At 67.6% G+C, this 25,726-nt stretch carries 26 protein-coding genes; 11 read left to right on the plus strand and 15 right to left on the minus strand.

Annotated elements, in window-relative coordinates; all coding sequences use genetic code 11:
* Window positions 1-11: 11 nt before the first annotated feature.
* Complete coding sequence (locus tag AC1DS3_RS08905) at window positions 12-566, minus strand: flavin reductase family protein (RefSeq protein ID WP_006162962.1); 555 nt, start codon at window positions 564-566, stop codon at window positions 12-14.
* A 171-nt stretch (window positions 567-737) separates the two neighbouring features.
* On the opposite strand from AC1DS3_RS08905, the gene AC1DS3_RS08910 reads away from it, so the two are divergent.
* The 4 genes from AC1DS3_RS08910 to AC1DS3_RS08925 are packed head-to-tail and all read left to right on the plus strand — an operon-like array spanning window position 738 to window position 5,554.
* Window positions 738-1,844 (plus strand): 2,5-dihydroxypyridine 5,6-dioxygenase NicX family protein, encoded by a 1,107-nt coding sequence (locus tag AC1DS3_RS08910; RefSeq protein ID WP_477127030.1) that lies wholly within the window; start codon window positions 738-740, stop codon window positions 1,842-1,844.
* Window positions 1,841-2,701, plus strand: a complete 861-nt coding sequence (locus AC1DS3_RS08915) for an alpha/beta fold hydrolase (protein ID WP_477127031.1) — start codon at window positions 1,841-1,843, stop codon at window positions 2,699-2,701. Before AC1DS3_RS08910 ends, AC1DS3_RS08915 begins: the two co-directional genes overlap by 4 nt.
* Window positions 2,702-2,759: 58 nt before the next feature.
* Window positions 2,760-4,004, plus strand: a complete 1,245-nt coding sequence (locus AC1DS3_RS08920) for an acyl-CoA dehydrogenase family protein (RefSeq protein WP_477127032.1) — start codon at window positions 2,760-2,762, stop codon at window positions 4,002-4,004.
* Entirely contained in the window at window positions 4,001-5,554 is a 1,554-nt protein-coding gene (locus AC1DS3_RS08925) for a class I adenylate-forming enzyme family protein (RefSeq protein ID WP_477127033.1), read from the plus strand. Before AC1DS3_RS08920 ends, AC1DS3_RS08925 begins: the two co-directional genes overlap by 4 nt.
* On the opposite strand, the gene AC1DS3_RS08930 is transcribed toward AC1DS3_RS08925, so the two are convergent.
* The gene (locus tag AC1DS3_RS08930) at window positions 5,511-6,449 is read right to left on the minus strand and encodes a LysR family transcriptional regulator (RefSeq protein ID WP_477127034.1); all 939 of its coding nucleotides are present in this window, start codon (window positions 6,447-6,449) and stop codon (window positions 5,511-5,513) included. The two genes, AC1DS3_RS08925 and AC1DS3_RS08930, sit on opposite strands and share 44 nt — an antisense overlap.
* A gap of 125 nt (window positions 6,450-6,574) precedes the next feature.
* Between AC1DS3_RS08930 and AC1DS3_RS08935 the strand changes: the two genes are divergently transcribed.
* Window positions 6,575-7,585: a cyclase family protein gene (locus AC1DS3_RS08935; protein WP_459371602.1), complete on the plus strand. Its 1,011-nt coding sequence runs from the start codon at window positions 6,575-6,577 to the stop codon at window positions 7,583-7,585.
* Between the two features lie 125 nt (window positions 7,586-7,710).
* On the plus strand, window positions 7,711-8,253 hold the full coding sequence (gene msrA, locus AC1DS3_RS08940) for a peptide-methionine (S)-S-oxide reductase MsrA (RefSeq protein ID WP_477127035.1): 543 nt from the start codon (window positions 7,711-7,713) through the stop codon (window positions 8,251-8,253).
* A gap of 16 nt (window positions 8,254-8,269) precedes the next feature.
* Here the strand turns inward: msrA and AC1DS3_RS08945 are convergent, their stop codons facing one another.
* The 5 genes from AC1DS3_RS08945 to AC1DS3_RS08965 all read right to left on the minus strand — a co-directional run bounded on the left by AC1DS3_RS08945 (window position 8,270) and on the right by AC1DS3_RS08965 (window position 15,291).
* Window positions 8,270-9,355 (minus strand): DUF72 domain-containing protein, encoded by a 1,086-nt coding sequence (locus AC1DS3_RS08945; RefSeq protein ID WP_477127036.1) that lies wholly within the window; start codon window positions 9,353-9,355, stop codon window positions 8,270-8,272.
* 8 nt (window positions 9,356-9,363) lie between these two features.
* A complete protein-coding gene (locus AC1DS3_RS08950) occupies window positions 9,364-10,596 on the minus strand; it encodes a class I SAM-dependent methyltransferase (protein WP_441634363.1) in 1,233 nt (410 codons plus the stop codon).
* A gap of 179 nt (window positions 10,597-10,775) precedes the next feature.
* Complete coding sequence (gene pdxH / locus AC1DS3_RS08955; protein ID WP_441634365.1) at window positions 10,776-11,414, minus strand: pyridoxamine 5'-phosphate oxidase; 639 nt, start codon at window positions 11,412-11,414, stop codon at window positions 10,776-10,778.
* Window positions 11,415-11,553: 139 nt separating this feature from the next.
* On the minus strand, window positions 11,554-12,747 hold the full coding sequence (locus AC1DS3_RS08960; RefSeq protein ID WP_441634367.1) for an MFS transporter: 1,194 nt from the start codon (window positions 12,745-12,747) through the stop codon (window positions 11,554-11,556).
* A gap of 303 nt (window positions 12,748-13,050) precedes the next feature.
* Window positions 13,051-15,291 (minus strand): AsmA family protein, encoded by a 2,241-nt coding sequence (locus AC1DS3_RS08965; RefSeq protein WP_477127037.1) that lies wholly within the window; start codon window positions 15,289-15,291, stop codon window positions 13,051-13,053.
* Window positions 15,292-15,479: 188 nt separating this feature from the next.
* On the opposite strand from AC1DS3_RS08965, the gene tcdA reads away from it, so the two are divergent.
* Window positions 15,480-16,391 (plus strand): tRNA cyclic N6-threonylcarbamoyladenosine(37) synthase TcdA, encoded by a 912-nt coding sequence (gene tcdA, locus AC1DS3_RS08970; RefSeq protein ID WP_441634371.1) that lies wholly within the window; start codon window positions 15,480-15,482, stop codon window positions 16,389-16,391.
* A gap of 16 nt (window positions 16,392-16,407) precedes the next feature.
* Here the strand turns inward: tcdA and AC1DS3_RS08975 are convergent, their stop codons facing one another.
* Window positions 16,408-16,986 (minus strand): P-loop nucleotide/nucleoside kinase family protein, encoded by a 579-nt coding sequence (locus tag AC1DS3_RS08975; protein WP_477127038.1) that lies wholly within the window; start codon window positions 16,984-16,986, stop codon window positions 16,408-16,410.
* A gap of 157 nt (window positions 16,987-17,143) precedes the next feature.
* Here AC1DS3_RS08975 and AC1DS3_RS08980 point away from each other — a divergent pair, with 157 nt between their 5' ends.
* Window positions 17,144-17,584 carry a bacteriohemerythrin gene (locus AC1DS3_RS08980; protein WP_174422549.1) on the plus strand — a complete coding sequence of 147 codons (441 nt, stop codon included), beginning with the start codon at window positions 17,144-17,146 and terminating at the stop codon, window positions 17,582-17,584.
* Window positions 17,585-17,614: 30 nt separating this feature from the next.
* Here the strand turns inward: AC1DS3_RS08980 and AC1DS3_RS08985 are convergent, their stop codons facing one another.
* Window positions 17,615-18,004, minus strand: coding sequence for a cupin domain-containing protein (locus tag AC1DS3_RS08985; protein ID WP_459371591.1), 390 nt, complete (start codon window positions 18,002-18,004; stop codon window positions 17,615-17,617).
* Between the two features lie 65 nt (window positions 18,005-18,069).
* Window positions 18,070-18,915, minus strand: coding sequence for a thioredoxin (trxA, locus tag AC1DS3_RS08990; RefSeq protein WP_477127039.1), 846 nt, complete (start codon window positions 18,913-18,915; stop codon window positions 18,070-18,072).
* Between the two features lie 260 nt (window positions 18,916-19,175).
* Between trxA and AC1DS3_RS08995 the strand changes: the two genes are divergently transcribed.
* On the plus strand, window positions 19,176-20,894 hold the full coding sequence (locus AC1DS3_RS08995) for a long-chain fatty acid--CoA ligase (protein ID WP_477127040.1): 1,719 nt from the start codon (window positions 19,176-19,178) through the stop codon (window positions 20,892-20,894).
* Between the two features lie 57 nt (window positions 20,895-20,951).
* Here AC1DS3_RS08995 and AC1DS3_RS09000 read toward each other — a convergent pair whose 3' ends face one another.
* Window positions 20,952-21,755, minus strand: a complete 804-nt coding sequence (locus tag AC1DS3_RS09000) for an ankyrin repeat domain-containing protein (protein ID WP_441634382.1) — start codon at window positions 21,753-21,755, stop codon at window positions 20,952-20,954.
* A 16-nt stretch (window positions 21,756-21,771) separates the two neighbouring features.
* A complete protein-coding gene (locus AC1DS3_RS09005; RefSeq protein ID WP_477127041.1) occupies window positions 21,772-22,476 on the minus strand; it encodes a gamma-glutamylcyclotransferase in 705 nt (234 codons plus the stop codon).
* 125 nt (window positions 22,477-22,601) lie between these two features.
* On the opposite strand from AC1DS3_RS09005, the gene AC1DS3_RS09010 reads away from it, so the two are divergent.
* Together AC1DS3_RS09010 and AC1DS3_RS09015 are read left to right on the plus strand one after the other, a co-directional pair.
* The gene (locus AC1DS3_RS09010) at window positions 22,602-23,492 is read left to right on the plus strand and encodes a DUF1223 domain-containing protein (RefSeq protein WP_477109459.1); all 891 of its coding nucleotides are present in this window, start codon (window positions 22,602-22,604) and stop codon (window positions 23,490-23,492) included.
* A 99-nt stretch (window positions 23,493-23,591) separates the two neighbouring features.
* Window positions 23,592-23,912, plus strand: coding sequence for a hypothetical protein (locus AC1DS3_RS09015; protein ID WP_043348426.1), 321 nt, complete (start codon window positions 23,592-23,594; stop codon window positions 23,910-23,912).
* Window positions 23,913-24,032: 120 nt separating this feature from the next.
* On the opposite strand, the gene AC1DS3_RS09020 is transcribed toward AC1DS3_RS09015, so the two are convergent.
* The 3 genes from AC1DS3_RS09020 to AC1DS3_RS09030 form a co-directional block, all read right to left on the minus strand.
* Complete coding sequence (locus AC1DS3_RS09020; protein WP_477127042.1) at window positions 24,033-24,380, minus strand: FKBP-type peptidyl-prolyl cis-trans isomerase; 348 nt, start codon at window positions 24,378-24,380, stop codon at window positions 24,033-24,035.
* 96 nt (window positions 24,381-24,476) lie between these two features.
* Entirely contained in the window at window positions 24,477-25,025 is a 549-nt protein-coding gene (locus AC1DS3_RS09025; protein WP_043348422.1) for a YaeQ family protein, read from the minus strand.
* 96 nt (window positions 25,026-25,121) lie between these two features.
* Window positions 25,122-25,726 (minus strand): alpha/beta hydrolase (locus tag AC1DS3_RS09030; RefSeq protein ID WP_477127043.1); only part of this gene is annotated, 605 nt, incomplete at its 5' end.

Genomic DNA, 25,726 nt, shown 5'->3' on the forward strand with positions numbered 1-25,726 from the left:
GTGCCCGGACTTCAGTCCGTCAGCGGATCGGTGGTGGCAAAGCGGCCGTCGTGGAACACCAGCGGGTTGCCCGCGTTGTCGTGCACGCCGCAGCGCTCCACCTCGCCCACGAAGATGACGTGGTCGCCCTCGTCGTAGCGGCTGCGGTTGTGGCATTCGAACCAGGCCAGCGCGTTGGCCAGGATCGGCAGGCCGTTCTCGGACAGGCGGTAGTCGACGCCAGCGAAGCGGTCGCCTTTGAGCGTGGCGAAGCGCTGGCACAGGTCCAGCTGCGAGGCCGACAGCACATTGATGATGTAGTGCGAGCCGTCGCGGAACATCGGCAGGCTGTTGGCGCGCGTAGCCATGCTCCACAGCACCAGCGGCGGATCGAGCGAGACCGAGTTGAACGAACTGGCGGTAATGCCCACGAACGGCGCGCCCGGCGGCGAGCCAGGGCCCGCGCGGGTGGTGATCACCGTCACGCCAGTGGCGAACTGTGACAGCGTGCGCCGGAAGTGCAGCGTATCGAAATCGGGAGAAGCGGCCTTGCCGATGATGCTTGGCGTGGCCTCAGGCATGCCCATAGCGCGGGCTCCACTGGGATCCATGAAATTTCATATATTATTTGCGCCAGCGACAAGAATCACAAGCACAAAGCTAATGCGTCCGGCAGGAGGCATCGGTGGGCTGGCGCACCAAAGCCATTCCCCCGGGACCCTGCCAGGACCGCAGCAGATCGCACCAGGAGGAGACCTATGCTCATCGAGCAAATCGAGCACCGCTGGCTGGCGGCTTTTCGGCGCACCCTTGAACTGTGCGCCCTGTCCGCCCAGGAAGTGGTTGGGATTGTAACGGAGTCCCAATCCCGACGCGTCAATGTGGAGTTGGCTGAACTGGCGGTGCAATCGCTGGGCGCCACGCCCGTACGCATCCGGGTGCCGTCCCCGGCGCTTGCCGCCCCCGCGCCCGTGCGTTCCACCGGCGCCAGCGATGCCTTGCAGCAACTCGCYCCGGTGGTGGCCGCCTTGCAGCGCTGCCACCTGGTGATCGATTGCACCGTGGAGGGCTTGCTGCATGCGCCCGAACTCCCGCTGATCCTCAAAGGCGCCGACGGCATCGTGCCGCGCCTGCTGATGGTCAGCAACGAACATCCCGAGATCCTGGAGCGCTGCCTGCCCGATCCAGCGCTGGAGAGCAGCGTGCGCGCGGCCATGAAACGGTTGCGCGGCGCAGGCGAGATGCGCGTGCATTCGGCCGCCGGCACCGAGCTGCGCGTCGGGCTCGCAAGCGCGCGCGTAGGCGGCGTCTGGGGCTACTGCAACAAGCCAGGCCAGGTTGCGCACTGGCCGGGCGGCCTGTGCCTGGCCTTCCCCGCCGGCGGGCAGGTCAACGGCACGCTGGTGCTCGCGCCGGGCGACGTCAAMCTGACCTTCAAGACCTACCTGCGCGACACCATCGTCTGCCATATCGAGGATGACTACATGGTCGGCATCGAAGGGCAGGGCATGGATGCCGACATGATGCGCGGCTACTACGCGGCGTGGGCCGACCGCGAAGGCACGCGCGACGCCTACGCGGTTTCGCACGTGGGCTGGGGTTTGAACCCGCAGGCCCGCTGGGATGCGATGACGTTCTACGACAAGCGCGACTGCAACGGCACGGAGCTGCGCGCCTTTGCCGGCAACTTCCTCTACTCCACCGGCGCCAACGAGGTCGCCGGCCGCCACACGCTGGGCCACTTCGACCTGCCGCTGCGCAACTGCACGATCACGCTCGACGGCGTGGGCGAGGTGGATGAGGGCCGGCTCGCCGGCCCGGCCACGCCCGAGGCGGCCCAAACAAACAACAAGGCAAGCGCATGACCGAGAACGTGAATCCTGGCACGACCCAGACCCAGACCCATGCCAATGGCATGTCCACCATCGCGCAGGGCACCGGCCCCGTGGCCGTCGTCATGTTGCATGGCATCGGCGGCGGCAAGGCCGCGTGGCCTTCGCAGATCGCCGCGCTGGTGYAAGCGGGCTATCGCGCGGTGGCCTGGGACATGCCTGGCTACGGCGACAGTGCCATGATCGATCCCTGTGATTTCGCCGGGCTGGCGCGAGCCTTGCAGCCGGTGCTGCAGGCCGAGCGCGATGCGGGCCGGCGCGTGGTGCTGCTAGGCCACAGCATGGGCGRCATGGTCGCGCAGGAAGCTTACGCAGCCATGCCTGGACTGATCGACGGCATGGTGTTGTCCGGTACGTCGCCCGCATTCGGCAAGGCCGATGGCCAGTGGCAACGCGATTTCGTGGCCGCGCGCACGGCGCCGCTCGATGCCGGCAAGACCATGGCGGAGATGGCCAACGGGCTGGTGCGTGCCATGGTCGCGCCKCAGGCCGAGCCTCGCGCGGTGGCGTTCGCCGCCAGCGTGATGGCGGCCGTGCCGCCCGACACCTATCGCGCCGCCCTGCAGGCACTGGTGCGCTTTGACCGGCGCGAAGTGCTGGCGCGCATCACCGTGCCGGTGCTGGTGCTGGCCGGCGAGCACGACGCCAACGCCGCGCCCGCCGTGATGGAGCGCATGGCGCAGAAGATCGCTGGCGCCGAGTACCTGTGCCTGCCCGCTGTGGGCCACCTGGCTTGCATGGAGCGCCCGGCGGATTTCAATGCCGCCGTGCTCGGCTTCCTGGGGCGGCGCTTCCCGCTGCACTTCCCGCTGCAATCCCCGCTGCACTGAATCCACAAGAACATCGAGGCATCGCCACGTGCGTGGCCGATGCCCGGGAGACACGATCATGCCACTGGACTTCATCCCCGCCGTCGGCAGCGCCGATTTCACCGAGGCGCAGGAGYKCCTGCTGACGCTCGCCAACCGGCTCGGCCGCGAGCGCTTCGCCCCGCGCGCGGCGCGGTGGGACCGCGAGGCCAGCTTTCCCTTTGCCAACTATGATGATTTGCGCGAGACCGGCCTGCTGGCTTTGTGCGTGCCGCGCGCGTTCGGCGGAGAGGGCGCGGACTTCGCCACGTATTGCATGGTGGGCGCGGAGATTGGCCGCTTCTGTGGCGCCACCGCGCTGACCTACAACATGCATATCTGTTCCACCATGTGGACCGGCATGCTCGCCGACGGCATTGCCATGACGCCGGAGCAGCGCGGCGAGCACGAGGCCCGGCGCGAGCTGCACTTCGCGCGCGTGGTGAAGGACGGCGCGATCTACGCTCAGCCCTTCTCGGAGGGCTCGGCCGCCGCGGCCGGGCGCGCGCCCTTCGGCACCAGCGCGCGCAAGGTGGACGGCGGCTGGGTGCTCAATGGCCGCAAGATCTTTGCATCGCTGTCGGGCGCGGCGGACTACTACGGGATCCTCTGCACGGAGGCGTGCGCGGACCATTCGGCCGATATGCGCGACACGCTCTACATCGCGGTGCCAGGCAAGGCCGAAGGCCTTACCGTGACCGGCGAGTGGGATCCGATGGGCATGCGCGGCACGGTGTCGCGCACGCTGCTGCTCAAGGATGTGTTCGTCGCCGACCAGGAGCAGCTGATGCCGCGCGGCGTCTATTACAAAGCGGCGCAGACCTGGCCAGCCATGTTCTTCACGCTCTCGCCGACCTATCTCGGCGTGGCGCAGGCCGCCTACGATTTCACCGTGCAGTACCTGCGCGGCGAAGTGCCGGGCCAGCCGCAGGTGAAGCGCCGCATGTATCCCACCAAGCAGATCGCCGTAGCGCAGATGCGCATCCAGCTGGAGAACATGCGCTCGATCTTCTGGCGCGTGATTCATGAAGCCTGCGCCAGCCCGGGGAAGGATGCGCGCATGCGGCTGTACGCTGCGCACTACAGCGTGATGGAAGGCGCCAACGACATCGCCCGGCTGGCGATCCGCACCTGCGGCGGCCAGTCCATGCTCAAGGACCTGCCACTGGAGCGGCTCTATCGCGATTCGCGCTGCGGCGCGCTGATGCTGCCCTGGACCGCCGAGCTGATCCTGGACCGCATGGGTCGCGAGACCCTGTACGAGTCGGGCGAGCGCGACGAATGAGCGAGCGCGCCAACCGGCTGTTCGCCGGCACGCCGGAGCCGGGCGCGCTGCTGCGCACGCTGCATGCGCATGTCAGCGCCGCACCCCTGCGCCCGGCGCTGCATAGCCTCGGCTACACCATCGACTACGGCAAGCTGTGGTGCCGCGTGGAACGCGTCTGCGCGCACCTGGCCGGCACCTGGGGCGTGCAGCCGGGCGATCGCGTGGGCACGCTGTGCCTGAACCACGATCTGCAGCTCGCCATCCTGTTCGCGTGCGCAAGGCTCGGGGCCATCTTCGTGCCGCTGAACTTCCGGCTGGCCGTGCCGGAGCTGAGCGCCATCGCCGCGCATGCGGGCATTCGCGTGCTGTTCCACGATGTGCCGCACGCGCAGGCTGCGGCGGCGGTGGCAGCTACCCTGCCGGAGCCAGCCGCGCGGGCGCCGATCGATAGCCTGATCGACCGGCCGGCGCCGCTGGACACCCCCCTGCCGAGGCCATCGCAGCCGCCCGGCGAGGCGCCGCTGCTGCTGGTCTACACCTCGGGCTCCACTGGCCATCCCAAGGGTGCGCTGCACACGCAGGCCGGGTTGCTGGCCAACGCGCGCGCGAGCTGGTGGGCGCACGGCATGACGCGGGACGACCATGTCTTGTCCGTGCTGCCGCTGTTTCATGTAGGTGGCCTGTGCATCCAGACGCTGCCGGCATTGCTGGCCGGGGCGCAGGTGACGTTGCACCAGCGTTTCGCGCCGGATGCCTGGCTCGATGCGTGCGCGCGGACCCAGCCCACGCTGTCGCTGATGGTGCCAGCCACGCTGCGCGCCGTGCTGGAGCATCCCGGCTGGCCAGGCGCGGATCTCACATCTCTGCGCGGCGTGATGGCAGGCTCCTCGCCTATTCCCCGCGCGTACATCGATGCTTTCCATGCGCGCGGCGTCGCGCTCGGGCAGGTCTACGGCGCTACCGAGACCGGCCCCGTATCGGTCGTGCTGCGCCTGGACCAGGCCAGGGCCCGGCCCGGCTACGCCGGCTGGCCCCAGCCTGAGGTGCGGGTACGGCTAGCCGATGCGCAAGGCAATGCGGTCGCCGACGGCGAAGTGGGCGAGCTCTGGCTCGCGGGCGCCAACCTGATGCAGGGTTACTGGCGGCAGCCTGACCATTCGGATTTCCGCGATGGCTGGTTCCGCTCGGGGGACCTTGCGCATCGCAATGCCGATGGTTGCATCGAGGTGGTCGGCCGCAGCAAGGACATGATCATTTCGGGCGGGGAGAACATCTATCCGGCCGAGATCGAGAACGCGCTGCTGAGCCTGCCCGGCGTGCTGGATTGCGCGGTGGTGGGGCTGCCGGACGCGCGCTGGGGCGAGGTGCCGGTTGCCGTCGTGGTGGCTGCCGCCGGCGCGGATCGCGCCGCGCTGGCGCCAGAGGCGCTGCGTGAAACGCTGGCGCTGTCGATTGCGCGGTTCAAGCTGCCGCAGCGGGTGGTGCTGGTGGATAGCCTGCCCAAGAGCGCGCTTGGCAAGGTCCTTAAGCCCCAGTTGCGAACGATGTTGGCGGCGTCGTCAAGCTAGCGTCCGGCTGGCCTTGCAGAGCCTCGGCCAGGAACGCCACGAACGCGCCCACCTTCCGTTGCAGGTGCCGGTGGCTGGCATAGAGCGCATAGATGCTCCGGCCGGCCAGCGCATGTTCCGGCAGCACCCTGACCAGCTCGCCGCGCGCCAGCAAGGGCAGCGCGATGAACGAGGGCAGCGCGCCGATGCCAAGCCCGGCCAGCAGCATATCGCTGAGCAGCAGGCTGTTGTTGGCCGAGAAGCGCGCGGGCACTTCGATGCTGGTGGTGCCTTGCGGCCCTTCCAGGTGCCAGCTGCCGGGATAGTCGGCCAGCTGGTAGGCCAGGCAGTCGTGGCTGCGCAGGTCCTCGACGGTGCGCGGTGTGCCGCGCGCCGCCAGGTAGGCGGGGGCGGCGCAGATGGTTTGCTCTACCTCGCCCAGCCGCCGCGCGATGAGGGACGAGTCCGTCAATGCCGAGCGGATGCGCAGCGAGACGTCGAAGCCCTCCGACACCACGTCCAGCAAGCGGTCGTCCAGGGTCAGTTCGACCTGCACCTGCGGATAGCGCGCCATGAACGTCACCAGCAGGGGCGAGAGCACCTTGAGCCCGAACGATAGCGGCGCGTTCACGCGCAGGCGGCCGCTGATCTCATCCGTGCCAGCGGCCGTGGCCCGTTCCAGCGCATCGAGCTCGTCGAGCAGGCGGCAGCATTCGGCAAAGTAGGCGCGGCCGGTTTCCGACAGGCGCATGCGGCGCGTGGTGCGCTGGATCAGCAGCGCGCCCAGGCGCGCCTCCAGCTGGCGCACCTGCTTGCTGACCGCGGCGGTCGATTGCCCGAGATCGGCGGCGGCATGGCTGAAGCTATCGCGTTCCACCACGCGCCGGAAGGTGCGCATCGCCGCGAGCAGATCCATATATTTTCCTATCAGTTAAATATGTTTGTCTGAATTCGCAGATTATCTACCAGCAGATGCCTAATAGGATGGCGGCATGCCTTCCACGTTGCTGTGGAAACCGTCAATTCAGTCAGGAGTCCCCTATGTCCTCTCGTCTCACCCCTGCCGCCAGCGCCACGCGCCGCCTGGCCGCTTTTTCCCTGCCGCTGCTGTTCGCGCTACTGAGCGGTGCCGCCAGCGCGGCGCCCCAGGTGGGCGTCAGCCCCTGGGGCCCCAAGGATGAGATCGGCCGCCTCAACCTGATCACCCCGGCCTCGCGCGCTGCCATCATGGCGCGGGTTTCCGGCACGCAGGCCTACGACCTGGCGGTGGATTACTTCATCGGCATGCCGAGCTGGCAGGCCGCCGGCGATCCGCCCTACCAGATGTGGATGACCCATACCCCGCACGGCAACCTGGTGGCTGATTCCATGCAGGTGGGCGAGGCGATGAACCGGCATGTCAGCTACAGCGGCTCGGCGGTTTCCATGTATGCCCACATGGGCACGCATATCGATGCGCTGAACCACTTCGGCCTGAACGGCAAGATCTGGAATGGTTATTCCGCTGCCGAGCACCTGGGCGATCGCGGCTGGAAAGTGACGGGCGCGGAGAAGCTGCCGCCGATCGTCGCCCGTGGCGTGCTGATCGACGTGGCCGCGGCCAAGGGGCTGGACATGCTGCCCGACAACTACCGCGTGACGCGCAAGGACCTGCGCGAAGCGCTGGACAAGCAAGGCGTGGCGCTGGAGCAGGGTGATGTGGTGCTGATCCGCACCGGGCGCATGCAGCACTATGAAAACGCCCAGGCCTATATGGCCAACCCGCCTGGCCTGGGACTGGATGCAGCCAGGTTCCTGGTCGAAGAAGGGGGGGCGATGGTTGTGGGGGCAGATAACCTGAGCTTTGAGACGTTCCCGGCGGAGGTGCCCGACAACTACATCCCGGTCCATACCTATTTGCTGGCCCAGCAGGGAGCACCGATCATCGAGCTGGTGAATCTGGAGGCCTTGTCGCGCGAGCGCGTCTACCAGTTCGCTTTTATCGGCGCCTCATTGAAGTTCCGTGGGGCCGACGCCGCGCCGATCCGGCCGGTCGCTTTGCCGATCCGCTAGGCGCAGCGTCCATTGCAGTCTCCGGCGGCGTGACGGATGGCGAACGAGTATGCTACCAATAGTCACGAGTCACGAGTCACGAGTCACGAGTCACGAGTCACGAGTCACGAGCCGGAGAGATCAAGATGGACAACGAGCATGAGATTGCCACGCTGGGCGGTGGTTGCTTCTGGTGCCTGGAAGCGGTGTACCAGCAAGTCAAGGGCGTACGGGCCGTGGAGTCGGGCTATACCGGCGGCCACGTAAGCCATCCAACCTACGAGCAGGTGTGCGGCGGCGACACCGGGCACGCCGAAGTGGTGCGCGTGACCTTCGATCCCACGGTGATCAAGTTCCGCGAGATCCTGGAGATCTTCTTTGCCATCCACGATCCCACCACCCTCAACCGGCAGGGCAACGATGTTGGCACGCAGTACCGCTCGGTGATCTTCACCAACACGGAGCCGCAGCGTGCGGTGGCCGAGTATGTGATGCGGGAGGTGGCGKAGCACAAGCTCTACGATGYGCCGCTGGTGACGCAGATCGAGCCCACGCAACCGTACTGGCGCGCGGAAGAAGGCCATCAGAATTACTTCCAGAACCACCCGAACCAGGGCTATTGCTCGTTTGTGATTTCACCCAAGCTGGCCAAGTTCCGGCAGAAGTTCGCGCATCATCTGAATCGCTGATGCGCCTGGCCTGCGCTCAGCTTGCTTCCAGCCGCTCGGCAATGGCCTCGGCCAGCCTCGCACAAGTCAACGGCGCCGAGCCTTCCGCCTTGTTGCTGACAATGACATAGGCGGGCTGGCCCGCGCGCAGCGTGCGCACCACCTGCTCGGCGATCACCGCGCGGGTATGCGGGTCTTCGTCGATCAGCCGGTCAAACGGCGCGTAGCGGGATTCGGCTTGCTCGTAGGCAAAGCCCGCATGCAGCATCCACCGCAGCACCAGCGGTCCTGGTGCGCCCTCGTCCATGAGTGCTTGTGCCGGCAGTTGCCGTTCGGCCGGCGGCATGCGCTCGCGCGCGGACAGGCAGAAGCGCACGCCGCGTGCGCGCAGCAGCTTGATGAAGCGCGGCGTGAGCAAGGCGGCATCGCGCAACTCCACGGCGTAGCAGGCGTGCGGTGTCGTGGCGGCGTCGAGCGCGGGCAGGGCGCCGAGGAAGGCGTCGAGCCGCGACAGGAAGCCGGCGCTGTCGGCGGCCATCGCGCCTAGCGGGGAGAGCTGGAACAGCAGCGGCCCGCACTTGGCGCCGAGGCCCGCGGTGGCCGGCGCGATGAAATCGCGTGCGGCGATCTCGGCATCGAGGAAACTGGCGTTGGCCAGCCGGCCGGCGCCTTCGGACGTGCGCAGCCACGGATCGCAAACGCTGGCAGGTGCCTTGACCAGGAAGCGGAAGTGCGCGGGCACCTGGGCGGCGTAGGCAACGTAGTCGGCAAGCGGGATCGGCGCGTAGAACCCGCGATCGATGCCGGCGGCACGCAGCAAGGGATGCTGCGAGTAGGCGGCCAGGCCTTTGCGCGAGAGCAGGCTGTCCGTGTACTCGCCTTGATAGACCAATCCGTTCCAGCCGCTATAAGACCATGACGACGTGCCGAGATGCAGCCCGGCCGGCAGGCGTTGCGCCAGTGCCAGCAGGGCGGGGTCCGGGGGCGGCGCCAGCACGCTCTTGCCGCGGGATGGCTTGGTGCCGGCGGCACYGGCCGGGGTGGCTGTGGCAAGCGGTGCGGCATTGCCGGCAGCGGCCACCCCTGGCGGCTCCAGCAGGCCGCCGAACAGGTCTTCAGTCAAGCCGATTTTCAGTCAAGCGAATTGTCGTAGATATAGCGGCGCGACCAGGGCAAGCTCTGCGACGAGAGGCCGGCCTTGTGGCAAACCACCTGGTAGATCGACATCTGGTCGGTATCGAAGGCATGGCCGCAKCCTGCCAGGTAGACGCGCCAGATGCGGTATTTCTTCTCGCCCACCATGGCGCGGATGGTATCACCCTGCGCTTCGAAGTTGTCCGCCCAATGTTGCAGCGTGCGCCGGTAGTGGCCGCGCATCAACTCCACATCGGTGGCCTCCAGGCCGCCGCGCTGCAGGGTGTTGAGCACCATGCCGATGTGCGGCAGCTCGCCCTGCGGGAACACGTAGCGGTCCATGAACTCGGAGCCGTCCATGGGCGTGGCGCCGCTGTCGGGGTCGGGCGAGGTGATGCCGTGGTTCATGGCGAAGCCATCATCGGCGAGCAACTCGCGCATGCGGCCGAAATAGGCGGGCAGGTTGTTCTTGCCAACGTGCTCGAACATGCCGACGCTGGTGATGCGGTCGAAGGTGCCGGCAGTGTCGCGGTAATCCTGCAAACGGATCTCGATGCGATCGGACAGGCCTGCCTGCCTGACGCGTTCGGTCGCCAGGTCGAACTGGTTCTGCGACAGCGTGATGCCCACGCAGCGCGCGCCGAACTTCTGCGCCGCGCGGATGACCAGCGCGCCCCAGCCGCAGCCGATGTCGAGCAAGGTCTGTCCGGGCTGCAGCCGGATCTTGGTCAGGATGTGGTCGATCTTCTTGCGCTGCGCGGTGGCGAGGTCTTCATTGCCATGCTCGAAGTAGGCGCAGGAGTACACCATGCCCGGGTCCAGCCAGAGCCGGTAGAACTCGTTCGATACGTCGTAGTGATACTGGATCGAGGCCTTGTCCGCGGCCTTGGTGTGGGCGAAATGCTGGGCCACCCGTGCCAGTGCGCCACCGGCCTGCGCGCTGGCGGCAGCCGAGAAGCGGTAAGCCACGGCGATGATGTCGCTGAGCGTGCCGTCGAGGTCGATCTTTTCCTGGACATAGGCTTCGCCGAGGTTGTCCAGGCTGGGCGTGAGCAGCAGGGGCAGGGCACCCGCCTCGCGTATGGTCAGGGTCACCGCGGGATGTTCGAAGCGGCCGAGCGGATACTCGTTGCCGTTCCATAGCCGCAGCCTCACAGGGAGGTTGGCCCGATCGCGCAGATCGGCGATCCAGTGGTCCAGTTGCTTGTCCAGTGCTTGCTTGAAAAACATGCGGCCTCCCTCCTGATGGTTGCGGCACACTCCTCGAACTACAGCACAGGGYAGGCGGGGCCTGCTCCTGGTGGCCGMCTCCTCACAAAACCGGAAAGCGACCCTGACTCACTTTACGACAATTCCTAATTTTGTGCAGTGCGCGGCCTTGCCGGCCGGCGGCACCGCGCTCAGGGCGCTCAGGGCGACAGACGCACGATTTGCCAGCTGCCGTCCGGCGCCAGGCGGTAGGCGATCCGGTCGTGCAGGCGCGACGGGCGTCCCTGCCAGTACTCGATGCGGGTCGGCACCAGGCGGTACCCGCCCCAGTGCGCCGGCCGCGGCGGGTTATCGCCGAACTTGGCGCGGAAATCCGCTTCGCGCTGCTCCAGCACCGTGCGGTCCGCCACCTCGCGGCTCTGCTCCGAGGCCCATGCCCCGAGGCGCGAGCCGAGCGGACGCGTCGCGTAGTAGGCATCGCTCTCGCTCTCGGTAACTTTTTCAACGCGTCCTTCCACGCGCACCTGGCGCTCCAGTTGCACCCAGTGGAACAGCAGCGCTGCGCGCGGGTTGGCGGCAAGGTCCAGGCCCTTGCGGCTTTCGTAGTTGGTGAAGAACGTAAAGCCCTGGGTGTCCATGGCCTTGAGCAGCACAATGCGTGCCGAGGGCTGGCCGTCGGCGTCGACGGTGGCCAGCGTCATGGCATTGGGTTCCGGGAGCTTGGCGTGGATGGCTTCATCGAACCAGCGCTGGAACTGGCTGATGGGATCGGGCGCCACGTCGGATTCGGACAGCGATCCGAGTACGTAGGTGCGGCGGAGGTCGGCGAGTTGGGTCATGTCAGATCAGGTATCGAGTCAGCAGGCCGCGCGCGAGGCAAGCATGCACGGCGCCGGCGGCCTGTCTGATTTGAGTATAGCGAAAGCGCAGCGGACCGCATTTGCGCCTACGCAACTCATGCGCGATGCCGTGGGCGCCTCAGGCCGGCGGCTGGGGCAGCTTGCGGGCCTGGCCGCGCGAGTAATAGCCGGCCACGCCCATCGCCCCTGCCATCGACAGGAAAATCGGCAGCATGCCAAGCGCCGTGCCGACCACGCCGAAGGTCAGCGGCCACACCACCTGGCTGGTATTGAGCACGGCCGAGCGCAATCCCAGGGCCTCGCCGGCGCGCCCGGTGGGCGAGGCCGTGTGCAGGATGTTCATGACGTTGGGCTGGGCGCTGCCGAGCGCCAAGCCCAGCAGGAAGGCCAGGCAGCACATCAGCCAGAACTCGGCCGCGAAGGGGTAGAGCAGGTAGGCCACCGCCCCGACCAGCAGTGCGACCCGAATCACCTTCCACTCCGAGAGCCGGCGCGATACCAGCGGCATTGCCACACGGATGGCGAAGGTGGCAATGGCGAAGGCGCCCAGCACCCAGCCGACCGACGACGGCGAGAGGCCAACCCGGGTGCCCTGGATGGGAATGAGGAAGGCGTGCAGGTCCCAGGCTGCCGACAGGACCGCRCTGGCGATAAAGACCGCGCGCAACTCCGGGTGGGCAAGCAAGCCCAGTGTGGAGTTGCGGGTGCCGTCCACGATGGCGCCGCGCGCGGCGCGCCCACCGCGTGCCGGCAGCCGCCCGCGCATGAAGTACAGGCCGACCAGCCCTGCGGCCGCTACCGCCACCAGCACAAAGAAAGCCGGGCGGTAGCCAGCGTGCTCGATCACATAGCCCATCATCACCGGGCCCAGCGTGCCGGAGAACGAGAATCCCAGCGCTTGGAGCGTGTAGTTGCGCAGCCGCGTGCCATCGGTGGAAATCTGCCCGATCAGCAACTGCATGGCGACCTGCACCAGCATGAAGCCGACGCCGATCAGCGCGCAGGAAAGGTAGAGCGCCGCGATGCCCGGCCACACCGCCGGCAGCAGCGTGCCCGCGACTACCATCACGGAGCCTGCGGTCATCGGCTTGCGCGGCCCGATCTCGTCGATGCGCTTGCCGGCATGGATCGCCAGCAGCATCGGCAGCAGCGCATAGAGCGACATCAGGATGCCGAGCGTGACGGTCGACGCTTTGAGCGAGAGGGCAAACAGGGAAACCACCACGCGGCTGGCATTGAAGGCTACGTGGTTGCACACCGTTAGTGCGATCAGGCAGCTGATCGGCGGGACGGTGGCATGTAGCGGCGTCATGCAGGGGCGGGGGCTGGAAGGGAATCGGGAAAAACAAGTGCGGCCGAAACCGCACCCTGAGAAGGACGCCAGCCTCGAAATGCATCGGAGCCAGACATCCGCTTCATGCCACGTATTGAGAACTTCGTTGTAAATGGCCGTTTAATTATGCGGTCGAATGTGGGCGATGCACAACGATGCCTTGCGTTGCAATGCACCAAAGTGTTGCGTAATTGCGTCGGTGGCAGAAGGGGGGCGCACGGTGTCGCAAACAGGCAACGTCCGGCTTGAAACCGGGCTTGAAACCGGGCGCGGAACCGCCGGTTAGCCGCCCTGATAGAGCGAATTGCCTGGCGCTGGCCGGTCGGATGCGGCGGGGCGCGACGGYGCCGCACGCTTGACGGGTGCCGAAGCGGCAGGCGCGGCCTGCGCGTCCGGCGAAGGGGCAGGGCCGGCCGCCTGGCTGGTCTTGCCGGCCTTCGGGTCGCGGTAGGCCTGCCCAGGCGGCGGCGCGGTCGGGCGCGTGCGAATCTCCGCCAGCAGTTTGCCGCACTGGCTGTCGGGTGCAGCCGATAGATCGATCAGGGGCAGGACTGCCGTGGCCACCGGCGCTACCAGCGCCAGTGCCACAACGCCGCCGGCGCGCAAGGCCAGCACGCCGATGTCCGGGCTGACCGAAGGCTTCTTCAGCGTGCCGCCCACGTAGAGCGGCGAGCGCAGCGAGAAGATGCGCAGGCCCTTGGAATCCGGCCGCACGGTGAGCGCTAGCCGCTCGCTGCCAAGGTCGATGGCGCCGCTGGTGTCGATCACGGCGTCCTGGGTGTCGATGACGAAGACACGCGAGCGCGCCACGCCGTTGGTGAAGCTGAAATCGCTGACGCCGCAATGGATCTGCACCGGCTTGTCGCCGAACAGCTTGGAGATCACCACGCTGCCCACGTTCAGGCCCATCGCCTCGAGCAGGAACTTGCTGACCGTGCCGTTTTCCACCAGCAGCTTGGCCTCGCCATTGGACGAGCCCAACAAGGCCGCCACTGAGTTGCCGGTGGCGCTCAGCYTGGCGCTGCCGTTGACCTCACCCACGCTGGCGCGCATCGACTCGAACTTCGGGAACAATTGCTTGAGCTGGAGGTGACGCGCTTTCATGTCGATGGTGGCAGCGAGCGGCTCGCGCTTGCCGTTGAGCTGCAGCGATGACATCAGGTTGCCGCCGGCCACGCCAAAGTTCAGCGGGTCCAGCGTCAGCACGCCATCGTCGAGCTTGAGGTGGGTGACGAGGTCGGTGATCGGCAGGTCGGCGGTGCGGATGATGCGCTGGCCGGTGAACTTCACGTCGGCGTCGATGCTGTCCCAGCGCTCGGTGCGGAACGGCGCCACCGGCAGCGCTTTGTCGGCGGGCTGGCGCACCGTGCTGTCGGATGCTGCCTGCCCGGGCTTGGCATCCGCACCGATCAGCGGAGCCAGGTCCTCGAAGCGCAGTTGCTTCGATTCCAGTTCGCCCGACAGCAGGGCGCGTGGCTGGCGCTGCGTATAGGTGAGCGAGCCGTTCAGGTCGCTGCCGCCGACGCGCMCGGAAAACTTGTCGTACCGGTACACGGAAGCACCTTTGCGCAAGGTGGCAACCAGCCGGCCGCTGGTCTCGTAGGGCGGGGTGCTCGGCAGCACGATGCCGGTCAGCGCGTACAGCTTGGCCATGTTGTCGCCGGACAACTGCAGGTGCATGTCGAGCGCGCCCAGGTGGGCGGGGTTGGTCAGCGTGCCCTCCACGACCGCACGGGTGTTGCCCACCCGCATATCGGCCTGGAGCGGGAAGGGATCCTGCGTGTCGCGCAGGCTAAGCACGGTGCCGGCCTTGCCGGTGGCATTGATGGTGGCCTGGTTGTAGCGGCCCGTGGCCTTCCAGCGCAGGCCATAGCGCAGGCTGGCGTTGCCGACGGCGCTGGCCGTGCTGGATGCCGGGGGCGCGATCAGGGCGCCGTCGCGGGTCTTGTCGTAGAGGGCGGCGTCGCCGATGGTGTCCAGGCGCGCCTGCAGCTCAATCTTCATTGCCTGGTCGTTCAGCGCCAGGTCGCCGCGCGCCAGCGAGATCTCGCCGATGTCGAGCCGCCATGGCAATGGCGCCTTGCCGGCGGGCGTGACGAAGGTCCAGTTGTTGCGCTGGTCGGCMAGCCGCTCCAGCCAGACCGCGGGGCTGTCGACGGTAATGCTGGGGATCGAGATCTGGTGCGATAGCAGGGGCAGCGGGCGTAACACGAAGATCAGCTCGCGCACGGTGGCAAAGTTGGCCTCGTGTGCCCATTCCGGGTTGCCGACGGTGATATCCCGCGCAGACAGGCGTGGCCAGGGGACCCAGGTGTGCCAGCCGGTCTCGCCCTCGGCGCTGCGCCAGGTCAGGGTGAGGTCGCCATTGACGGCAAAGGGCCGGCCGATGGCCTCGGTAACCCTCTGGTTCAGCCACGGCTTGAGGCGGTTCCAGTCGAAGGTCAGAATGATCACGACAAGCGCCGCGATCAGCACCAGCGGTGTCAGTACACTCCAGAGAACGGCCTTGCGGCGCAGGGGCATGGGATCGGTTTCCTGGTTGGCGCCGGCAGCCGCGCGCGCTCTGCGAGACAATGCGGCGATCGAACCACTGCTATGGGTATTGTATAGTTGCGCGCCCCGCTCCCCTGTCGGCGCTTGGCTGACAAGGTGCGGCAATGCGCGCTTTTCCCCTGCAGTGTCCTCCAATTCAGCCAGTTTCGAGCGTAGAAATGAGCAACCCCGTCCCCGCAACCTCCACCCCGCCGGAACCGGAGCTGGCACCACTGCCGCCTGCCCTTACCCACGAGAGCCCGGAGGATGACGACTACCACCGGCGCTTCGGCGGCGTGGCGCGCCTGTACGGCGCGGCGGGCCTGGCGCGGCTGGAGGCGGCCAACGTGTGCGTGGTTGGCATCGGCGGGGTGGGCAGCTGGGCGGCCGAGGCGCTGGCGCGCAACGCGGTCGGCCGCGTCACGCTGATCGATCTTGACCATATCGCGGTGTCCAACACCAACCGCCAGATCCACGCGCTGGGCGACGCCTATGGCCGCGCCAAGGTGCAGGCCATGGCGGAGCGCATGGTGCAGATCAACCCGCGCTGCCGGGTGACCGAGGTGGACGATTTCGTGACCCCKGAAAACCTTGTCGAACTGCTCGACGGGCACGACTACATCATTGATGCGATCGACTCGGTCAAGGTCAAGATCGCCATGCTGGGCTGGGCCCGCCGCGTGGGCCGGCGCATCATCACCTGCGGCGGCGCCGGCGGCCAGCTCGACCCGACCCGCATCCGCGTGGTGGACTTCTCCCGCACTGTGCAGGATCCGCTGCTGGCCAAGGTGCGCTCCACCCTGCGCAAGGACTGGGGCTGGCCACGCAACCCCAAGCGCAAGTTCGGCATCGACGCGGTCTTCTCCGACGAGCCGCTGCGCTATCCGGAGCCCGAGCAGCAGTCCTGCGAGATCGACGAGGCCCCGGAAGCCGCGCCAGGCGCCTCGGCCGAGTCCCCGGCCGGCCCGCAGGGGCTGGCCTGCGCCGGCTTCGGCTCCTCGGTGGCGGTCACCGCGGTGTTCGGGATGGTGGCGGCGTCCAGCGTGCTGGCCGCCCTCACGGCGCCGGACGTTCCGACGGCGCCGGAATGAGCATCGCGGCGGCTGGCTACGCCGCGAGCGTGGCGAGCAGGGCGTTCAGCGCGGTGTCGTCCGGCGCCGTATTGTCGAAGTAGGCCAGCTCGGGGTACAGCGCCGGCTCGGGCATGAAGCGCCGGGTCCGGTAGTCGTCCCAGTGCGCCAGCTTGTAGGCATCGTTGGGGTTGGCGCGCTTGACGATGCGCGCATGGGCCTCATCCTCCGGCAGGTGCACCCACAGGGTGCGCACGATGGTGCCGGCGGGCACGCGCAGCCAATCGGGATCGTGCAGCAGGTGGTCGCGCACCTCGCGCGATAGCGGGCCCACCACGATCACGCTGATGCCCAGCGCGAGGTTCTCCCGCKCGGTATCCAGCAGGCCATGATATTCCGCATTGCGCAGGTGCTTGAGGTAGGTCGGGCTGTCGCGGTCGTTCGGGTCGCCGGTCAGCGCGCMCATGGCCGCGGCGCTGTAGCCACCGTAGAGCGTGTCCTTGTCGAGCAGGCAGAACGGCTCGCCGGTGGCCTGCATCAGTGGGCCGATCAGGCGGTGGGCCAGGGTGGTCTTGCCGGTGCCGGCATGGCCGCAGAAGAAGAGCAGTCGGGGCATGGGAAGCCAGGGATCAGCCTGGTGCGGTGATAGGGCCAGCCTTGAGCATACCCTGCGCGTGCCGGCGGCCTTGGCGGCGCCGCGCTTTGTCCTGGATCAGTCCGAGCCGCCGCGGATTCGGTATCCTTGCGGTTTGCGTGATTTTGTCCCTTCCGATATGACCGATTCCTCTTCGCCTGGCACCGCCACGCTGGCCCCCGACCTGCTGTTGGGCGAGCCGGTCACCGATGCCACCCACGCCGAATTCGTCCAACTGCTGGACGCCGCCACGCGCGCCGACGATGCGGGCTTCCTGGCGGCCCTGGACGAGTGGATCGACCACACCCGCCATCATTTCGGCCAGGAGGAAGCCTGGATGGAGGCGATGGCCTTCGGCCCGCAGCATTGCCACCGCGGCGAGCACGAGCAGGTGCTGGCGGTGGCCGGCGCGGTGCGCGACAAGGTGGCCGAGGGCGACCTGGCGCTGGGCCGGCGGCTCTTGTCGGAGCTGCCCGGCTGGTTCGACCAGCACGTGAAGGCGATGGACGCGATGATGGTCAACCACATGCGCGAGAACGGCTTTAGCCTGATCGAGGCGCCGTCGGAGCAGGCGGGCTAGATGGCCGGATGACCTGGATGGCCCGATTGCCTAGATTGCGTCGGCGGCAGCCCGATCCAGCACGACAAAGTGCTTGCGCACCGGTTCGAGCACCTCGAACAGGCCGGTGAAGCCGGCCGGGATCACGCAGGCGTCGCCGGGCCCGAATTCACGGGCGTTGCCCGCGTCGTCGCTGATGCGCAGACGGCCGCTGATGACATGGAAGAACTCCTCCTTGCCGGCCGGAAACGCAATGCGCCACGCGCCCGGCTCGCAAGCCCAGATGCCGCAATCGAAATCGCCCTGGCTGGCGCTGTAGTGCGTCCAGGTGGTGCGCTCCGGGTTGCCGGCAACCAGCCGGTCTGGGCGTGGGCGATCGTGGCCGGGCAGCGGTTCGGGGTCGGTCTGGAAGTCGATCAGGCGGGGCGGGGAGGCAGTCACGGCGGAACAGGGAGGTTGCAGGGAAATAGAACGGCGGGCTCGGCCCGCCGCGTTCACCCGCCAGTTTAATTGAGCGCCGAGGCCAGCAGCCGGCGATAGCGCGACACCACGTCGGGCTGATCGCTCATCAGCTTGAATACCGACAACATGGCCGTGCGGCCGATATCGTCCTCGAAGGTGCGATCCGTGCGCGCGATGGCCAGCAGTTGCTCCAGCGCCGGCTCATATTGCCTGTGCGCGATCAGCGCGCGCGCCAGGTCCAGCCGCGCCTGCAGGTCGCCGGGGGTGTCGGCGACGCGGGCCGCCAGGGTGGCCGAGTCGGGCAGGCCGGAGGCGCCGCGCATGGCCTCGATCCGGGTGGCGAGCGCCGCGTAGCCGTCCTCCTGGGCCGCGTCGGGGTAGAGCATGCCGAACTCGGCCTGGGCCTGGTCCAGCGCGTCTTCATCCAGCAGGAAGCCAATGTATTCAAGGCGCGCCGCATCGAAGCCGGGGTCGAACGCCAGCGCCGCCTGGAACGCCGACCTGGCCGCCTCGCGGTCGCCCGCGGCTGCGGCGGCGCGGGCGKCACGCAGGGCCACCCTGCCCGGATCCGGCATCACGCGGGCAATAAACTCGCGCAGCCCGGATTCCGGCAGCACGCCGGTGAACTGGTCCACCGCCTGGCCGTCGGCGAACGCCACCACGTGGGGAATGCTGCGCACGCCGAAATGCGAGGCCAGCTCCTGGTTCTCATCCACGTTCACCTTGGCCAGCCGCCATTTGCCGGCCGCCTCGCCCTCAAGCTTTTCCAGCATCGGCCCCAAGGTGCGGCAAGGGCCGCACCACGGTGCCCAGAAATCCACCAGCACGGGGATGTGGCGCGACGTCTCGATCACGTTGGCGTCAAAATTCTGCAGGGTTACGTCGCTCATGGTTTGGCCTCGGAGTGTGGAACGCCGGCGCGAATGGCTCCACTCGCGCAAAGACGTCTTGCCTCTCATATTAGGACCGCCCCGCCGAATGCAACCTTTGCACGCTGCGCGGCATGGATGCTGGCGCAGGCAAGGGTAAGCGATGGATTGAAAAAAGAACGGTCGTTCGGTTATATTGCTCGACTGATTGCTGGTTTCGCCAGATTCACCTCTCGCCTCGCATCCAAGATCAGGTCGGATAGACCGCACAGGAGACCTTTATGCAGACCCCCCAGCCCGCACGCCCGCATTTCCAGTTCTGGCCCAAGCGCGTGCCTACCAAGATCGTGCTGCCGGAGACCTCGCTCTGGTACAACCTGGTGGTCTCCGCCCATCGCTACGCCGACAAGGCGGCTATCCGGTATTTCGGCAATGCCATCACCTTCCGGGCGCTGGAAGCCCAGGCCAGTGCCATGGCGGGCTGGCTGCAGCAAAAGGCCGGMGTGAAGAAGGGCGACCGGGTGCTGCTGTATATGCAGAACTGCCCGCAGTTCATCATTGCCTATTACGCGATCCTGCGCGMGGATGCCGTGGTCGTGCCGGTCAATCCGATGAACCGGTCTGAGGAATTCAAGCACTACATCACCGACGCGCAGGCCAGCGTGGCGATCTGCAGCGCGGATCTGGCCATGGGCGCCGAGCAGGCCAATGACGAGTTGCCGCCCGAGCAGCGCCTGCAGCACCTGCTKGTCACGCAATACAGCGATGCGCTGCCGGCCACCTACGAGAACCCCGAAGACGCACCGGGCGCCTGGCTGACCACGCAGCATCCGCTGCCGGCCGGCGCCACCCCCTGGGCCGAGGCGCTTGCCGCGCAACTGGTGCCTGGCCCGCATACCGCGGGCCCGGACGATATGGCGGTGATGCCCTACACCTCTGGCACCACCGGCTTTCCCAAGGGTTGCATCCACACTCACCGCTCCGTCATGCATAACGTGATCGGCGGCGGCATCTGGAGCGGCAGCGGCGCGGAATCGACGATCCTGGCGGTGCTGCCGCTGTTTCACGTGACCGGCATGCAGTACGGCATGAACGGCCCGATCTACAGCGGCGCTACCGTGGTGATGCTGCCGCGCTGGGACCGCGAAGTCGCGGGCCGGCTGATCTCGCGCTTCCAGATCACGCACTGGACCAATATCCCGACCATGGTGATCGACTTCCTGGGCAGCCCGAACCTGGACCAGTTCGACCTGTCGAGCCTGCGCTATATCGGCGGCGGCGGCGCGGCCATGCCGCAGGCGGTAGCGGAGCGCCTGAAGCAGCAGTTCGGCCTTAACTACATTGAAGGCTATGGCCTGTCCGAGACCATGGCGCCGACCCACAGCAATCCGGGCGACCGGCCCAAGCTGCAGTGCCTGGGCGTGCCCACCTTCAATACCGACGCGCGCGTGATCGATCCGGTCACGCTCGAGGAAGTGGCGGTCAACGAGACCGGCGAGATCATCGTGTGCGGCCCGCAGGTGTTCAAGGGCTACTGGGGCAAGCCGGATGCCACGCGCGATGCCTTCATCGAGTTCGATGGCAAGACCTTCTTCCGTACCGGCGACCTGGGCCGCATGGACGAAGAGGGCTACTACTTCATCACCGACCGGCTCAAGCGCATGATCAACGCGTCGGGCTTCAAGGTGTGGCCGGCTGAGGTGGAGAACCTGCTGTACAAGCATCCCGACGTGCAGGAGGCCTGCATCATCGGCACGCGCGATGCGTATCGGGGCGAAACCGTGAAGGCGGTGGTGGTGCTCAAGACGCACGCCAAGGGCAAGACCACGCCCGAGGAAATCATCGAGTGGGCCAAGGAAAACATGGCGGCCTACAAGTACCCGCGCGTGGTGGAGTTTGTCGACGCGCTGCCCAAGTCGGGCACGGGCAAGGTGATGTGGCGCGCGCTGCAGGAGAGCGAGAACGCGCGCAGCGCAGAGTCGAAGCCGGCAGCGGCCTGAGTGGCCTGAGCGGGTAGCGCCGCATCGGCGGGATGCGCGGGCACATCCGGGCCCGCGTCAGTGCCCGCGCACGCGCACCAGCATCTTCACCATGGTCTTGTAGCTGCGCTCGCGGGCGTGCCGGGTCGGGGTGGTGCCATCCCGGTCGGCGAGGTTGGCGTCCGCGCCCGCGTCCAGCAGCAACTGCACCGTGTCTTCATACCGCGCGCTGCCATCGCCCATGACGATGGTCTCCAGCAAGGCGGTCCAGCCCTGGCGGTTGATATGGTCGACCGCCACACCGGCTTTCAACAACACCTTCACCACTTCGGTATTGCCATGCTCGCACGCGGCGATCAGGGCAGTGTTGTCATAGCTGTCCGTGCTGTTGATGTCGGCCCCATGCGCCAGCGCCAGTTGCACCAGCTCGAGCTGCCCGGTGGACGCGGCCAGCAGGAAGGGGCTGTTGGATTCCATGTCCTTGTGGTTGACATCGGCGCCAGCCGCCACCAGCGCCTTGGCGACCTCGGTATGGCGGCTATAGACCGCCACCAGCAAGGCGCTGCGGCCGCGTTCGTCGGCGGCCTGCGCGGAAGCGCCCGAAGCCAGCAAGCGCTTGACCAGTTCGAGGTCTCCCAGTGTTGCCGCGGCAAGGAGATTGCGGTCGAGCCCGCCAACGCCGTCGTGCGCGGGAGCGGTGGAGCCGGCAGCGCCTTGCCCGTGCGAGCGCGGCGATGACTGGGCCGGGCCGCTGTTGGCCGGGCGCGCCGCCAGCGTCGATCCGCCGGGGCCGGCCAGCAGGGCGCCGCCCATCAGCAATCCGGTGAGCCCCAGCACTTCGGCAAGCACCAGTCGGCGGGGGCGGGCGGCAGGGCGTGGCATCCTGGTCGTTCCTGGGTCAGGCGGGTTCGCTGACAGCCTGTGCGGCCGTGGCATCCGTATCCTGCAGCCGGCGCCAGAGCCGGCCCAGGTAGGGGTCTTCGACCCCGTTGGTGGCAAGGCCAAGCAGCGTCTGCTGCAGGTATTCGCGGGCCGGGCCATACAKGCCGCAGGCGTGGCGCAGGCGGGCCACCACGCGGTCGTCCGGCAAGCGTCCGGCATAGGCTTCGTGCTCGCGGTTCATCACGAAGGCCAGGGCGCGCTGCGGCGGGCTGCCGGCCATCTTCACATTGAGCCAGCGCGGATGGTAGGCGCCGGTCAGCATCTCGCGGCGCCACAGCAGGCGGAATTCCTGCTCGATCATGTGATGGGGGATGCGGAAGACAACGCCCAGGCACGAGCCGCCGCGGTCCAGCGCGAGCACCAGGCCCGGGTCGTCCCAGGTGCCCCGGTTGATGCGCGAGTACAGGTAGAAGCCGCGGTGGTAGCCATGCACGGTAGCCAGTTGGCGGTCCGTGTGAATCACCATCGGGTTCCAGATCAGCGAGCCATAGCCGAACAGCAGGACATCGCCGGCCAGCCCGGGCGTATCCGGCCGCTGGTCCAGCGTAGCGCGCAGAGAGCGTTCGAAAACGTCTTCGGGAAGTAGCGAGGAAGCCACCGGCGTGCTGCAAAGAGAAGCACGCAGCCGATCTGTTTCGAGATCTTGTCGGGTGATGGCCATGATGCAAGCATAATCCAAAGCTGCGCGGCAGGCGGCATGGAAACCACATGGCACGCAGAAATGTCTGTAAGGTCCGGCAGGCTGTATGCGACTGACAACGGTCAGGCAGCCTTCGGAGGTCCAGCATGCACAAGCATCTCGAACAATCGGCGCAGGCCGATGCCATCGCGCACCGGCAAGCCGGGCCGTGCCCCCCATCCTGGAAATCCTGCAAGCCCAGGTCCTTGCCGGCGCGCTGGGCGCCGGTGCTGATGTTCGCCGCGCTGGCCGGCCCGGTGCGCGCGGCGGCCGGCGCCGTGCCGGCCGCATGCCTGCACGACAGCCCGCCCCAGCGGCTGGCGCTGATCGAGCTCTACACCTCGGAGGGCTGTAGCAGCTGTCCGCCGGCCGATCACTGGCTCGGCGCGCAGGCCGCTCGGCTGCCGGCCTCGCAGGCACTGGCGCTGGCGCTGCACGTCGACTACTGGGACAGCCTGGGCTGGCGCGACCGCTTTGCCAGCCCGGTGTTCACCGCCCGCCAGCGTACGCTCGCGGGCGCCGTCGGCAGTCATACGGTATATACGCCCGAGGTGTTTATCGGCGCGCGCGAGCAGCGCCGCTGGCACGATGCAGGCGAGGTCGCGGCGCGCGTCGCCGAGATCAACGCGCAAGCGCCCGGCGCCTCGCTTCGGCTGGGCTGGCAGGCGCTCGCCGCCGGACAGGTGCAGGTCGCGCTGAACGTGACACCGGCGGTCCGCTCCGGGCCACTGCAAGCCTATGCCGCGCTGGTCGAGGACGGGCTGGTGTCGTCGGTGAAGGCCGGCGAGAACCAGGGCGCCACGCTGCACCACGAGCGTGTCGTGCGGCTCTGGCTGGGCCCCTTCGCGGTGCCGGCCGAGGGGCTGGCCTGGTCAGGCAGCGTGCCGCTGCCAGCCGGGGCCGACCCGCACAGGCTGGCCTGGGTCGCCTTCGCGCAGCAGCCCGGCGCCGAGGTGGCGCAGGCGGTGCTGGCACCGCGCTGCGAATTGTCCGGGTGACGCAGGGATTCCTGTCGCGGGCTGGCACTATCTGCTGGGCAAGGTGGCGGTATCGCCTGCTATGTCTTTACAATGTGGCATCAACCAGGAGAACAGGCTATGGCGCGCACGCTCACGGTAGTTTTCGGTACCGGCAAGGAATTTGGCTTCACCATTGGCGACGCAGAGTTGGCTGCGGTCACCGAGGATGCCGGCTGGCGCTGGTTCGACCGCGAATACGCCGAGCTCGATTGCCAGGCCTCCAGTCCGGTAGGCAAGGTGCTGGTGATCGACAAGATCCTCAGCGTGGCCAAGTTCTCCGGCGAGCAGCGCTTCAGCGGCGATGCCGCGTGGGCCCAGGACTACGCCCGCCATGCCGCCCGCCTGCTGGACCGCGACAAGGTCCGGGTCGACGTGGGCAACGCCGCGATCAGTTTCTGATCGCGGCCTGTCCGCGGCGCAATGCAAAGAGGGGCGCCCGTGGGCGCCCCTCTTGCTTGCGTTATCCGCGCAAGGTGCGGATGGATGCGATTGGCCGCTGCCGTAGCGGCGGCCAGGCGATCAGACTGCCAGCAGTTCCACTTCGAACAGCAGCGTGGCGTTCGGCGGGATCACGCCGCCCGCGCCGCGCGCGCCGTAGCCCAGCTCGGCCGGGATCACCAGGCGGCGGGTGCCGCCAACCTTCATGCCTTGCACGCCTTCATCCCAGCCGCGGATGACGTGGCCGGCGCCCAGCGGGAACACGAACGGGTCGTTGCGGTMCTTGCTCGAGTCGAACTTGCGGCCGGCTTGCTCGTTTTCGTAGAGCCAGCCGGTGTAGTGCACCGTGACATGCTTGCCTGCCGTGGCTTCGGCGCCTTCGCCGGTGACGGTGTCTTCAAATTGCAGGCCGGAGGGAGTGGTATTCATGGATGGCTTCCTTGTGCTGTATCAGCGAGGGTCACGGGTTCGGTGAGGCCGGCGGCAAACCGGCCGCACCGGGCGGATTGGTTGAACGGGTTTGGCTCAGCCCGCGGGCTGTTGCAGGACTTCGAGCGTGATGCGGACGTTATGGTCGTCGTCGCTGACCCAGATCTCGCTATCCTGGATCGTCACCGACAGCCGCATGGCGCGCTGGGCCAGGGCAGCAAGTGCTTCCACGGCCTCGGCCGGCACATTGTAAATGGTCACGTTGCGCAGCTTGCCCGCCTTGCCGGCCATGCCCTTCCACCATTCACGCGCGCTCGCACCATTGTAGGTGAACACGGTGACGCGATCGGCACGGGCCGCGGCGCGCTTCAGGCGCGATTCGTCGGGCTGGCCCAGCTCGATCCAGTGTGCGATGTCGCCGGTGAGGGTTTTTTCCCACAGGTCCGGCTCGTCGGGCTCGTCCAGGCCGCGGGTGAAGGTCAAGGTGTCGCTGGCTTCGCAGGCAAAGGCCAGCAACCGCACCATCATGCGCGCGTCGTTTTCCGACGGGTGCTTGGCAATGGTCAGGGCGTGGCTGCCGTAATAGGGCCGATCCATGTCGGATACGGACAGTTCGGCCTTGTAGATGGTGGATTTAAGAGCCATGAAGGAAGCGGGGGCGGCAAAGGCTGCGAGAAGCGAAAGGCCGCATCATACGTGAATCGGGCGGGGCGATCTCGCGCCGGACTTTCAAGTGCCCGCTCAGGCGCCCACGGCGCGCAGCGCGATCGCGCTCAGCCTGCCGGCAAAGCCGGGCTGGTTCTGCCAGGCCTCGCCCAGCAAGTGGCCGGTATCCGGCAGGTCGATCACCTCCACGCGCTCGGCCAGGACGGCGCGTTCGGCGAGCGCATCGGCGATGCCGGGTGGAATGACCGCATCCTCGGCGCCGCGCACCAGCGTCAGGCGGCCGCGGAACCCGGCAATGAGGTCGAAGGCGAGCGAGGCGCGCCAGCTGCCGGGGGTGCGCAGCACTGCCGTAAAGGCCGGGCCGAAGGGGAGCTCGAACGCGGCGGGGTCATAGGCGGCGCCCACTAGCGTCAGGAGCCGCCCAATGCGGTTGCGCGGATCGGCGGCCAGCCGCACGGCGATTTCCCCGCTCATGCTGATGCCAATCACGGCCCGGGGGCCGGTGCCGTCAAGGTGCGCCAGTGCCGCCTGGGCCTCGCGCAGGCGCTTGGCCAGCGAGTTCGGCGTGCGCGCCGAGCTATCGCCGTGTCCGGAAAAATCGATGGCAACGCTGCCCACGCCCTGCGCGGCAAGCGTTTGGCGCAAGGCCAGCCAGCGCGCGCGGTGGCTGGTGCCCGCGC

It is taken from the genome of Cupriavidus sp. 01L46 (assembly GCF_056399905.1).

What these genes read in the sequence shown, in the direction of transcription:
- AC1DS3_RS08935 (WP_459371602.1), top strand. Translation starts at nt 6,575, where the DNA reads ATGTCCTCTCGTCTCACCCCTGCCGCCAGCGCCACGCGCCGCCTGGCC.
- AC1DS3_RS09015 (WP_043348426.1), top strand. Translation starts at nt 23,592, where the DNA reads ATGGCGCGCACGCTCACGGTAGTTTTCGGTACCGGCAAGGAATTTGGC.
- AC1DS3_RS08930 (WP_477127034.1), bottom strand. Translation starts at nt 6,449, where the DNA reads ATGGATCTGCTCGCGGCGATGCGCACCTTCCGGCGCGTGGTGGAACGC.
- pdxH (WP_441634365.1), bottom strand. Translation starts at nt 11,414, where the DNA reads ATGACCCAACTCGCCGACCTCCGCCGCACCTACGTACTCGGATCGCTG.
- AC1DS3_RS08905 (WP_006162962.1), bottom strand. Translation starts at nt 566, where the DNA reads ATGGGCATGCCTGAGGCCACGCCAAGCATCATCGGCAAGGCCGCTTCT.
- AC1DS3_RS09000 (WP_441634382.1), bottom strand. Translation starts at nt 21,755, where the DNA reads ATGCCACGCCCTGCCGCCCGCCCCCGCCGACTGGTGCTTGCCGAAGTG.
- AC1DS3_RS08980 (WP_174422549.1), top strand. Translation starts at nt 17,144, where the DNA reads ATGACCGATTCCTCTTCGCCTGGCACCGCCACGCTGGCCCCCGACCTG.
- AC1DS3_RS09010 (WP_477109459.1), top strand. Translation starts at nt 22,602, where the DNA reads ATGCACAAGCATCTCGAACAATCGGCGCAGGCCGATGCCATCGCGCAC.
- AC1DS3_RS09025 (WP_043348422.1), bottom strand. Translation starts at nt 25,025, where the DNA reads ATGGCTCTTAAATCCACCATCTACAAGGCCGAACTGTCCGTATCCGAC.
- AC1DS3_RS08925 (WP_477127033.1), top strand. Translation starts at nt 4,001, where the DNA reads ATGAGCGAGCGCGCCAACCGGCTGTTCGCCGGCACGCCGGAGCCGGGC.